Annotated in this window: 8 protein-coding genes; 1 reads left to right on the plus strand and 7 read right to left on the minus strand. The window is 46.9% G+C overall.

Going from position 1 to position 12,386, the window contains the following annotated elements:
* Positions 1 to 850: 850 nt before the first annotated feature.
* The 7 genes from L876_RS0119910 to L876_RS0119940 form a co-directional block, all read right to left on the minus strand.
* On the minus strand, positions 851 to 1,477 hold the full coding sequence (locus L876_RS0119910; RefSeq protein WP_051413211.1) for a thiol:disulfide interchange protein DsbA/DsbL: 627 nt from the start codon (positions 1,475 to 1,477) through the stop codon (positions 851 to 853).
* Between the two features lie 51 nt (positions 1,478 to 1,528).
* Positions 1,529 to 2,356 (minus strand): SDR family oxidoreductase, encoded by an 828-nt coding sequence (locus tag L876_RS0119915; RefSeq protein WP_028765408.1) that lies wholly within the window; start codon positions 2,354 to 2,356, stop codon positions 1,529 to 1,531.
* A 65-nt stretch (positions 2,357 to 2,421) separates the two neighbouring features.
* Entirely contained in the window at positions 2,422 to 3,630 is a 1,209-nt protein-coding gene (locus L876_RS0119920) for an HD-GYP domain-containing protein (RefSeq protein WP_028765409.1), read from the minus strand.
* 516 nt (positions 3,631 to 4,146) lie between these two features.
* The gene (locus L876_RS0119925) at positions 4,147 to 4,623 is read right to left on the minus strand and encodes a DUF2919 domain-containing protein (protein WP_028765410.1); all 477 of its coding nucleotides are present in this window, start codon (positions 4,621 to 4,623) and stop codon (positions 4,147 to 4,149) included.
* Positions 4,624 to 4,775: 152 nt separating this feature from the next.
* Positions 4,776 to 6,788, minus strand: a complete 2,013-nt coding sequence (gene ligA / locus L876_RS0119930; RefSeq protein ID WP_028765411.1) for an NAD-dependent DNA ligase LigA — start codon at positions 6,786 to 6,788, stop codon at positions 4,776 to 4,778.
* A 67-nt stretch (positions 6,789 to 6,855) separates the two neighbouring features.
* Positions 6,856 to 7,881: a cell division protein ZipA gene (zipA, locus tag L876_RS0119935; RefSeq protein WP_028765412.1), complete on the minus strand. Its 1,026-nt coding sequence runs from the start codon at positions 7,879 to 7,881 to the stop codon at positions 6,856 to 6,858.
* Between the two features lie 23 nt (positions 7,882 to 7,904).
* Complete coding sequence (locus L876_RS0119940) at positions 7,905 to 11,312, minus strand: chromosome segregation protein SMC (protein ID WP_028765413.1); 3,408 nt, start codon at positions 11,310 to 11,312, stop codon at positions 7,905 to 7,907.
* A 187-nt stretch (positions 11,313 to 11,499) separates the two neighbouring features.
* Here L876_RS0119940 and cysZ point away from each other — a divergent pair, with 187 nt between their 5' ends.
* Complete coding sequence (cysZ, locus tag L876_RS0119945; protein ID WP_028765414.1) at positions 11,500 to 12,273, plus strand: sulfate transporter CysZ; 774 nt, start codon at positions 11,500 to 11,502, stop codon at positions 12,271 to 12,273.
* Positions 12,274 to 12,386 lie beyond the last annotated feature (113 nt).

Here is a 12,386-nt window from a genome sequence, read left to right on the forward strand (position 1 = left end):
CCAAATCGAAGAGACGTTGAGATACCGAGTGTAGATACGCCGGTGAGCTTCCGAAACAGGGATGTTTCGGCAGAGCCTAAAGGGACTTATTCACGGCGTCTCACAGGCGTATCTGCACATCCCTCGCCGGGCAGGCGTTAGATGGCGATAAAGGTATGACCTTCAGGCACACACCCCAACAACAATGAACCAAAAGAGAAAATGTAACCAGCCTTCATTCGAAGGCTAACAAGTTTTGGGGCAAAAGCACGTTAGCTTTTTACTCGCCCCTCACACCAAATGAAGTAAAATCGAAGAGATAAAATAACCCAGTGTAAGCGCGGTTTTGGCCCTTGGTGGCAGGGATGCCACCGTGGAGCGTATAGGGACATATTCACAGCGAGCCAAAAGAGCGCTTGCACATAAAGCCTGCGGCAGGCAATTAACCGTCATCAAGGTGCGTTTTCAAAGCCAATCAATAAGTGAGAATTCAGCATAACGCTACTCAAGCAAACTCAAAAAAATGCCAAAGCTTCATTCCAAGGCCACCCCACTTTGGGGCAAAAGCACGTTAGCTTTTTACTCGCCACTCACACCAAATGAAGTCAAATCGAAGAGAGTGAATAACCCAGTGTAGATGCAGCTGAGGACGTTGATGGCATGGCCGAAAATGTTCCCGACATTTTTCGGCATTCCCTACTTCCATGTAGGTTAGATGTTTTCATTAAGCGGCCAAGGATGACGCAAAGCGTTGTGAAGCAAGCTTTACACATTAGCCTGCAGCGAGCTGTTAATTTCAATCAAGTGACGGCTTGACGGCCTCGACCAAATGGGTATGCTGCCAGCCGTCGCGAGTCTAGCTATAAGTGCCCTATTTAAGCGCTGACAGGTATGCCAGCAATGCCGCGAGTTCATCGGCTGAGCGGTTTTTGGAGGTCACTAAATATTTGCCGTTAACCAGTAATGAAGGCACGCCGCGTATGCCAGCTAACTGCGCTTGGGTATCATAGTTCGCGAGGGCCAACTTACTATCAGCTGATGCAAGGGCGTTATCTATGTCGCCTTGGGTCACGCCTTGCTCTACAAAAAATTGGCTAAGTTCCTCTTGGCGGGTAAAAGCGCCCTTCCCCTCATGAATACGTTTAAACAGATTACCGTGCGCTTGGTTGGTCACCTTAAACTTTTGTGCCAAGTAGTAAGCCTCTTGGCTTAGCTGCCAACTCGGACGTCCTGCACCTACGGGGGTGCGAACAAAGTCTACTTGGCCCTCTAACTTGGCCATTGAGGCCGCAAACAGGCTATCTTGGCGGTAGCAATGACCGCAGTTATAGGAGAAAAACTCCCTGACCACCGGTGTACTGGCTTCTGGGATGCCCGCCACTTTGACATAGTCGACGCCCTCAACAAATCGTGTCGGTGTGGCGTAAGCACTACTCATTAGTAGTGTGGCTATCAGTGCCAACGTCATTAACCCTATTTTTTTTATAAAACGCTTCATACTGTATCGTCCTGTTATTCACATTGAATCAAATACTCACCTAAAAACGGTTCACTCACATGCACCTAACATCAATAGTGGATCAGGGTGCTTATAGTGAAAATCTAGGTCTCGCGTAATACGGCTGCCATCAACCACTTTATCGTGCTCATCGCTGCTGGGTGCTAAAAACGTGGGTAGTGTTAAGCCCAACTGCGACGCGGCTGCTTGATAAAATGTCTGCTTTGATGGGTGCTGTGGCGCACACACACTGTAAGCGTTTGATGGAGGTTTTGGATGAGCCAAGATAGCCGATACCGACCCGATACAATCATCAAGGTGAGTCATGTTCACCGATAATTCAGCACCTGAGAGCCCGGTTTTACCCGCTAAAAAACGTCCAGGATGGCGCTTGGGCCCAACCAGCCCAGCAAACCTTACTATCACGCAGTTGGGCAGCTCAGCAAAAACGGCTTCGGCTTGGCATAAGATTGCCGCTTGAGGTGAATGCCCGAACGCATCATCCTCACGCATTACCTCACCCGTAGCGGGATAGACCCCTGTGGTGCTGATAAAAACAATCTTTTGATAATGATGGTCACTGATAAGTGCTTTAAGCAGGTTAAGACGCTCAAGGTATAGTCCTTCACCTCGACGTAACCCCGGGGGGATATTGATCACTATAGCATCGGTTTTTAGCCCATCCAATGTTTGTGGATTATCACACGCTTGGGGGTTATCAAGATCGAGCACAAACCCCTTAATACCTTGTTGCTTAAGCGTCTCTGCTTGCTCCGCTGAGCGTTTTGAACCATTTACCGTCATACCGTTAGCAAGCAAGGTTTTAGCCAGTGGCAAACCAAACCAGCCGCAACCGACAATGGCAATTGAATTAATCATAAGGTTTCTTTTTACTTCAGATAGTGAAGCTAAAATACCGCAAAGCCAGCTTGGCGACCAGTCTGTTATTCCATACCACTGAAATAAAAGCTTACACCATTATCGACTTGCAACACTTTGAGGGCACCGTCTTTTAATTCATCACGCTTTAATACACTGTCGACGACAACCTCTTCTTGGGTTAAAAAGCGTAAGCTGGGCTGACTACCATCTTCTTGGCAGGCCCATACTTGGGGCTGCTTAACCGATTGAGTGGTCATCATCACCTTACCCACACTGCCATCAGAAAGCTTAACTATGGTGCCTGGCGGATAAATGCCGAGTAACTTTACCAATACAGAGATCAATGTTTCTGAGTGCTTACCCGCATGGTTTTTAAACAGATAACCTAACGCTATCTGCGGCGAGCGGCTTTCATTACTCCAAAGCTGCTCGTCATAGTCATTGGCTAAACTCACCAATTGAGTCACGATAGGAATTTTCTTTTCGGTTAAACCATCAGGGTAACCCGTCCCATCAATAAACTCATGGTGGTGCAAGATGATATGCAGAACGGTTTTATTAAATAGTCCGGTTTTATGCAACATATCATGGCCAAAATTGGGGTGCATTTTAATGAAATTAGCTTCTGATGCCGTTAAGGCGGTTTTTTTGCGCCTAATATTCTCAGGCACCTTGAGCTTGCCGATATCATGAAACAGACAACCCAAAGCGATATCTCGCATATCTGACTTAGGTAAATCCATCGATTTAGCGATCATTAATGCCACCACGGCAACAGAGATCCCATGTTGTGTCACGCTGCTATCAGATTCGCCTGCGCTCACTAGGGCCAAATGAGGATCTTTAAACTCATGCATATGCTCAAGTATATTTTCAACAAGCGTTGCCGCCTCTCGGTATGCGCCCTCGGGATCACTGGCAATTTTACTGAAAGTAGAACGGCTCTCATTAACGCACTCGATAAAGCGCTTCTGACTCAATCGCAGTGATTTTCTCACCTGCATTTTGGCTTGCTCGACCGGATCGACTTCAGGGGCTTGCTCAACCTCGACCTCATCTACCTCAGGTTCCCCCTCATCAATAAGATCTTCGCCAGAGAGCAAAATAACGTAGGGCACACCAAGGCTTTTAATCAGCTCAATCTGTGCTTCTTCCTCAATTTTGATGCGATTAAACAGAAAAGGATGGTTTTTCCACGACAGCGGCAACTTTACAGTAATGCCTATCTGTAATTTTGAGAGAGGTAATTGTATCGGCTCAACTTTAGCCACGCGAAGTAACTCCATTTATACTGACCCATGCCATCATCTGGTTAACGAAAAAGTTAAGCGGAGCATAATTCGTCTAACAATATGAAAAGCAGCCTAACTTTAATAACATAACTATAGTCAATAGCAACTCAAATAGTATAACTCGTCATAAAATTGACAAGGATAACCATGTTTGACACAGAAACACTGCACTCTTCGACGTTAACTTGGTCATAAGATATAACAAAAAAAACACCAAGGGATATTGTATACAATATTCATAGGTGGTAAATTGAATCCGTTCTTTGAAGAAGCGTAGCGACCCCGGATTGCGTTTCTTTAAGGAGTGTTGCTGTCAATTGTCCTTAATATAGGCCCAGTATTTTGTTGTTTATACTGATGTTTATATAGGTATTTTGTTAACATTCCGATATCTTTAGGCAGATTTTCTATCTAAAAGGTATTTTTTACGCTGCTTCGGCAGCGTTTTTTTTATCCTAAATAGTCTTCTTCCCCCATCAAGACGTAATGCGCTACTCACTCAGTTACCGATTCGGTACGCCAATCGTTCAAGTAGTAACGCAGGTGCTTAGATTTAGCGATATAAAGTAGGCTCCAAAATAGAAATAGTGCGTCGAGCCCAAAACTCCAATTAAATAAGAAATAGTTGTGGACTAAGCGTTGTAGCAGCAATCCTCCATCCACTAACAGTAAAACCACTAATAGCCAGCGAAACTGGTTAAACAGCGGGATTAGCCACACCAGTTTGCGCTTGCGCTCCGCAATCACTAGCCCATACAGAAGCAATGCTCCCGCTCCTGCAGCCAAGGCCAACAGGAAATCTGACTTTTGTGGATAGATCAATGCCACTAAACCAGCGCGATCACTGGCTTGTGTCAGTGAGGCGATAAACACGCACCAACCTCGGGCAATAAAGGCCAACATAATGTAGAGCATTATTGGAGGTTTAAAATAACCATTATCGTCGAGCCAATTGATATGACTAAAATTCAAATTTTGCTCTCCGTTGTGCAGGCATGGACTGAGATATAGTGAGTGCTACTTAGCTTATATGGTGATTGAATACTGCTTTTCAATGTATCTGTTGAGTTGCACCAGTAAAAACGCCATCGAAAGATGGCGTTTTAATCAAAAAAGATAATGGCTTAACTCGTCTCAAGGAGGTCGAGGAGCCCTTGCTCGTCTATCACTTTAACCCCTAACTCTTGCGCTTTGGTGAGTTTAGAACCCGCCGCTTCACCCGCCACGAGACAATCGGTATTTTTCGACACACTGCCAGCCACTTTCGCACCAAGCGCTTGTAACTTCGCTTTGGCGTCATTCCGGTTTAACTGAGTTAATGTGCCCGTTAACACCCAGGTTTGCCCTTTCAGTGACAAGGCGTCTTCAGCAACCTCTTCGATAGCGGGCCAATTGACACCAGCCGCCAATACCCCCTCTACCACTTCAACGTTATGAGGTTGCGCGAAAAAGTGCACTAAGTGTTGTGCCACTATCACGCCCACATCATCAACCTTGGTAAAGGTGTCAGCATCAGCAAGTTTTAATTTATCTAAAGTTTTAAAATAGTTAGCCAAATTAGCAGCAGTGGCTTCACCCACTTCACGGATCCCCAGTGAATAAAGAAAGCGTGCAAAGGTGGTGGTTTTAGCATCATCAATGGCAGCCACCAGTTTGGTCGCAGACTTTAGCCCCATTCTGTCTAGCATCGTCATGGCTGAAGCCGTCAACTTAAACAGATCGGCAGGGCTTTCTACCAACTCTTTATCTATGAGCTGCTCAACAACTTTGTCTCCCATGCCGTCGATATTCAGCGCCTTACGGGATGCAAAATGCTTAATCGCCTCCTTACGCTGAGCTTCGCAATAGAGTCCGCCACTGCAACGCGCAACGGCTTCTCCTTCAATACGTTCGACATCGCTATAACAAACAGGGCATTGCTCGGGGAAGGTGATCGGCGTTGCACCTTGTGGCCGCTTGTCAGTCACCACGGCAACAATTTGCGGAATCACATCACCTGCGCGGCGAATAATGACGCTGTCTCCAATCTTGACCCCTAGACGGGCAATCTCATCGGCATTATGCAGCGTGGCATTCGATACGGTAACACCGCCAACAAATACAGGTTTAAGCCGTGCAACAGGCGTAACAGCCCCAGTGCGGCCAACCTGAAAGTCGACCCCCTCGAGAACTGTGATCTCCTCTTGTGCAGGAAACTTATACGCCGTTGCCCAGCGAGGCGCCTTTGCAACAAAACCCAGTGTTTGCTGCTGCGCAATGCTATTGACCTTCAGCACCACACCATCAATTTCATAGGCAAGTGAGGAGCGGCGCTCAAGTATGTCTTGGTAATAAGCCAGCACTGCTGGAATATCGTTACACACTTTGACCTCATTGCTGACCGGGAAGCCCCAGCTTTTCAACTGCATGAGCTGGCCGTAATGGCTATCGGCCAACGGCCAAGTATCGGGTTCTACCACACCCAGTGCATAGGCATAAAATGCCAACGCACGGCTAGCGGTAATTTTGCTGTCTAACTGACGTAGACTTCCCGCTGCTGCGTTACGTGGATTAACAAACAGCTTCTCCCCTTTGAGCCGCGCTTTGTCGTTAATGGCCTCAAATGCCGCTTTAGGCATAAACACTTCACCGCGCACCTCCAATAAAGGAGGATAATTGTCACCACGCAGACTTAACGGGATCGATTTAATGGTACGCACGTTTTCGGTGATGTCTTCACCTACACTGCCATCGCCCCGTGTCGCTGCACGCTCAAACTGACCATCACGATATAGGATACTTACAGCTAAGCCGTCTAACTTGGGCTCACAGCAAAATGTCAGGTCAGATCCCACTTTGTCACTAATGCGTTTATGAAAGGCGGTAAATTCCTGTTCATCAAACACATTGTCTAGGCTTAGCATTGGCTTAAGGTGAGTGACTTGTTCAAACTTGGCCAATGCTTCACCGCCAACGCGTTTAGTCGGGGAGTCTGCCAATGCCAAGTGTGGATGTTCAGCTTCTAGGCTTTGTAAACGACGCATCAAGCGATCATACTCGGCGTCAGGTATCGACGGCTCATCATCAACATAGTAACGGTAGTTATGTTGATTAATCTCTGCGGTAAGTTGTTGTATCTCTTTTAGTATCGCTTGCATTGTGTCTCGTCCAGAATAAGCAATAAAGGCCGCAGATGCGGCCTCTAAAATAATGTCATGCAGATGTTTACGCTTGAGCGCGGATCCGTTGCAGGTAAGACTGTTTAGTCTGCTCGCTCCATGAAGAGCGTCCGCCATCGAGCACTAACCCACCTAAGTCATCGGCTAATTGGTGCGCCGAATTAAGCATAATTGAAAAGTTCATCAATGGGTCACCATAACAAGGTAGCGTCATAAACAGCACTATGCCCTGGGTGGTAAACTGCTCCATCTCATCAGGATTGAATATGCCAGGTTTAAGCATATTTGCTAATGAGAACAGCACCTTTCCTGTTCCTGCATTATCTTCATGACGATGGAAAATATCCATCTCACCAAATTTAAAATTAAGGGTTAATAAGCTCGGTAACAGTTCAGCACCATTTAACGCTTCCCCCTCTTTTGCCACAACATGCAGCACTAGCACATCTTGCGGATCGCCTAGAGGTGCTTCTTGCTCAAGTTCTGCAGTCTCTTCAAGCGGCGGTGTCGTCGCCTCAACAACGTCATCTTGAACAGGGCTAGCTGCGGTCACGGCAGATTGAGGTTTTGCCGCGGGCTCAGGTTTACGCGCCACCACAGGGTCTTCAAATAGTGAAGGCTGTGCAGGTGCTTGACCTAAGCCTAACTCCATCTGCTCCAGTTCATCATTTAGCTCAAGTTCTGTGCTAAGTACTGGCTCTTGGCGTTGGCGCGATGCTTTCTGCTTGGGCTGACCGGACAGCGAAAAACTGTTGGCACTTTGCGGCTCAATAGTTGCCCCCATTTTGGGCTCAACCACGGCACCGTCGTCGTGAGGCGCAGTGTCATCTTCTGAGTCAGTATCATTTCCAACAGGCGCTTCATTGCCGCTCAATTTACGTACTCTGACTTCACCAATACCGTCGGCATCGAAACCATCGCGATCGCGCGCATCGCCTTTGTACAGTCCGGTCATTGGTGTCTCTTTCAATGACTTAGGCTGCTGCCGTCTAATGGACCAAAAACCATGCACAAGTACCGCGATAATGGCTATCGCACCTAACACGAACAATACCAGTTGCAAATTTTCCATTGATTACCCTGCTTTTCCCATAATTATACTGCGTCGGCTAATGCCACCACCTCATCAATATCGACGGCAACTATGCGTGAAACTCCAGGTTCATGCATAGTGACACCTATTAGTTGATCGGCCAATTCCATGGTGATCTTATTGTGACTAATATAAACAAATTGCACGCTTTGAGACATCTCTTTTACCAGGCGACAGAATCTGTCGACATTGGCATCATCTAGCGGTGCATCGACCTCATCCAACATACAAAATGGCGCTGGATTGAGCCTAAAAATTGCAAAGACCAATGATAAAGCGGTTAGCGCTTTTTCTCCACCAGAAAGCAGGTGAATTGTACTATTCTTTTTCCCTGGCGGTCTGGCCATAATGGTCACACCGGTTTCAAGTAAGTCATCATCAGTCAACGCCAGTTGCGCGCTGCCGCCGCCAAACACTTTGGGGAATAGCACACCTAAATCTTGATTAACTTTATCAAAGGTCTCTTTAAAACGTGTTTTTGTCTCTTTATCTATCTTACGGATAGCTTCTTCTAAACTGGTGAGCGCTTTATTTAGATCCGCATCTTGATTGTCCAGATACTGTTTGCGCTCACTTTGTTGCTCATACTCTTCAATCGCTGCCAGATTAATGGCCCCCAAATGTTCAATGAGCGCCCGGGTACGATCTAACGCTTTCTGTCTTTGCACTGGCGAGAGCGTATTGTCAAGTTGCGACGCAACAGCTTCCACTTCAATCTCATGGCCTTTGAGCAACTGCTGTTGGCTATCTACCTGGCCCTTATAACCTTCGCGACGTAACTTTAACGTGCTGATAGTTTGAGTCAAGTGTTCTATCTTACCAAGCTGTTGTTTTTGCTTCTTTCCTAGCTCATCAAGCTCACTTTGCAGCCTAGCTTGCTCCACTCGCAATGCATCCAATGCCATCTGTTTTTGCTGTTGTTGTGTCAGCGCTTCGGCCAACTCTTGTTGCATCTGGCGTACGCTGGCATCTTGGGCGGCATGCTCGCTCCCTTCCAGTTGCTGACGCAATTGCGATAAGCTCTCTTCAAGCTCCGCTATCTGCGCAGTATCTTGCGCGCGTTGTTGCTGATTTAGCGCCAATTCTGTATTGGCGGCTTGCACAAGTGCTTGTTGCTGCCGTAACTGAGTGACTAAACCAGCGCCTTGCAGCTTTAATCGTTTGATCTGCTCACTATGCTCTGCCAGTTGCGTCTTAACAGCTGCACTTTGTTGGACTAATAACTCTTGCTGCTGTTTATCTTCAGCTAAACGTTGATTCAATGCATCCAGCTGCTGTTGCTCTGTTTCTTGGGTGCCAGCAAGTTCATCTCTTTGCGCGTTGAGGCTTTGCACTTGCTCTTGCTGATGAGCGATACGCGCCTGCGTTGCACTGACCTCAGCTTTTAAACGAGCAAGATTCAACTGTACACCTTGCAGCTGTGATAAGGTTTGCTGCCCTTGGGCGCGCATTGCAAGCCGTTGTCGATGACTTTCCTCTGCATCAATTTTGACCATTTCAAGTAAATCAAGGCTTTGTGTGATACTAGCTTGTAATGCTTCTTTCTCAATTTTAAGTTGCAATAACGGGCTGGTATCATCGCTTTTTTGCAACAAAAAACCTTGTCCCAACAGATAGCCATCGGCGGTAACAATACGCTCATACGGTGCAAGTGTGACCAGCAGCTCTTTTGCAGCGGTAATGTCTGCGGCCCAACGTAAATCGGTCAACCAAGGCGCAAGGTTAACGGGTGCACTAAGTCCCTGCCATTGCTGGGGTGCTGTGAGCGCAAAGCCTGTGGTATTTTGTGTATTATCGACTTTCTGGGTGAGCAGATTGTCAAAAATAACTTCAATGGCTTTTTCCCAGCCGGGTGTCACATCAAGCAGTTGCCACAATGCTTGGCCATCAGTTTGATCTTGCTCCGGCAATAGGCGCTCAACCACATTAAGGCGCCCACGCTCCTCCGCCAATGACTGGCTTAGCGCATCCGCTTGTTCCGTCAGGCGCTTACTTTGTTGTTCTAATTCATTAAGCTGTTGAGTTTCTACTTGATGATTTGCACTTAACTTAACCTCTTCTTCGCTAAGGGTTTGCACCTGAGCCTGTTGCAAGACCAGCGTTTGCTCACTATTGTCTTGGGCCAGTTTAGCCAACTGTTCTCCAAGCGCTTCTCGGCGTTGCTGTTTCTGAGCCAAAGCGGATTGCAAATGGCTACGTTCAGATTGAGAAACTTGAAACGCTAAAGTGTGCTGACTGACCTGTTGCTGAAGTTGTTGATGCTGTTCATTGACAGCTTCAAATCCATATTCGGCTTCGCCAATTTGCTCCTCAATAAGAACCAGCGCTTGCTCGGTCTCTTGATGTGCACTGACCGCCGCAAGATGTTGCTGACTGAGCGTGTCGTGACTTAACGTCAACCCATGCAGATGCCCCTGTTTGAGGGTCAGCTTGTCATCCAACTGGGTGACTCGCTCGTTGAGATGGGCATCTTGTTGCTGACGGTGTTTTAGTGATTGCTCCAATTTTGCGATATGGGTGCCACTGAGGTAAAACGCTTCGACTTGACCATGCTCTTGTTGATCAAGTTCATCGAGTGCCACTTTTAAGCGAGTAACCTCGAGCTGTAACGCTTGGCTCGCCGCATCGAATTCACTCTTATTTAGCTCACTTTGATTAACTTCTTGGGTCAGTTTTTCGGTTTGTGCTTGCAGTTCTAACAGCCGTGATACCAAGAGTTGCGCCTCTTGGCTACGCTCTGTCTCTTTTAGTGCACGGTACTGTTTTGCCGACTCGGCTTGTTGCGCAAGTTTATCGATCTGCCGCCCTAACTCTTGGCGTATATCTCCTAGTCGCTCGAGATTCTCGCGCGTATGACGAATACGGTTCTCGGTCTCACGACGGCGCTCTTTATAACGGGAGATCCCCGCCGCTTCTTCAATGAAAACCCTTAACTCTTGTGGCTTTGACTCAATAAGACGGGAAATGGTGCCCTGCTCGATAATCGCGTAGCTACGCGGCCCTAGGCCTGTGCCCATAAACAGATCGGTAATATCTTTGCGTCGGCATTTTTGTCCATTGAGAAAATAACTTGAATCGCCGTCGCGACTGACCTGACGTTTAACCGCGATCTCTTGATAACTGGCATATTGGCCCGCTAAACGTCCATCTTGATTATCAAACGACAGTTCAACACTGGCGACGGACACAGGTCTGCGCGCTGATGAGCCGTTAAAAATCACATCGGCCATGGAGTCGCCACGCAGATGTTTAGCTGAACTTTCACCCAGCACCCAGCGCACCGCGTCAATCACATTGGATTTACCACAGCCATTTGGACCAATAATGGCGGTCAAGGGTTGATTAAAGGGGATTTTAGTAACATCGACAAACGACTTAAATCCAGCAAGTTTTATCTGTTTGAGTCTCATGGTGCTAGTCAGGTCGTCTTGATAAGGAGGAATAGAATCTTCCCTGTTATTATTGGTTGTCACTTTAACAAAGCACGCTGCATTTTGTAACGTTTTTATCGCGCTAACGGCCATTTTACGCTTGTTTTTATGTAACTGCTGACACACAATCGGTGCATATTAGGTTTAACGTGACACTCATAACACTATGAATCAAAAAGCGCGATCTTTGCCCAAAAGCGGCGTTAACTATTTTCTGGACGGATTTAGTCTGATTAAGCAACCAGGCCTTAGGCGGTTTGTATTTGTGCCGCTGTCAATTAATTTACTGCTGTTCTCTGCGGTCATCTATTTTGCTATTGGCCAACTTGAAGAGGTGTTTGCTTGGCTAAGTGGGCAGTTACCCGACTACCTAAGTTGGCTCAACTTCCTGTTATGGCCCATTGCCGTGCTGACGTTACTGGTGGTGCTATCGTTTATTTTTAGTTCCGTCATGAACTGGATAGCCGCCCCGTTTAACGGGTTATTGGCTGAGAAAGTGGAACAGTATTTAACAGGCAAAGACCTCAATACCGGCACCACTGTCGACTTAGTGAAAGATCTACCACGAATTTTGGGACGAGAGTGGATAAAACTAAAATACTATCTGCCGCGCGCCATTCTATTCCTCATTCTATTTTGGATCCCTTTTATCGGTCAAACGGCTGCCCCCGTGCTGTGGTTCCTCTTTAGTGCTTGGATGATGGCGATTCAATATTGTGATTACCCCTTTGATAATCATAAGGTGCCCTTCCCTGATATGAAGTTTGCCCTAAAGCAAACGAAAGGCACCAGCTTTAGTTTCGGCGCAGCGGTTACCCTGTTTTCAATGATTCCTATTGTGAATTTTATCGTGATGCCAGTCGCCATATGTGGCGCCACCTCAATGTGGGTAGATAAATATCGCGTTGCTTATAAAAACGATCAGATAGCGCCTGACTAATCACAACAAACACGTGTCATCATCCAAACTAGCGGGCTGGTGACACTGGTTTTACCACTGAAAAAAGCCACAAATTTACACCTTTTGTAACAATTAGCCATCAATTAAGACGC

Origin of the sequence: Shewanella colwelliana ATCC 39565 (genome assembly GCF_000518705.1) — a bacterium.
Classification (GTDB): domain Bacteria; phylum Pseudomonadota; class Gammaproteobacteria; order Enterobacterales; family Shewanellaceae; genus Shewanella; species Shewanella colwelliana.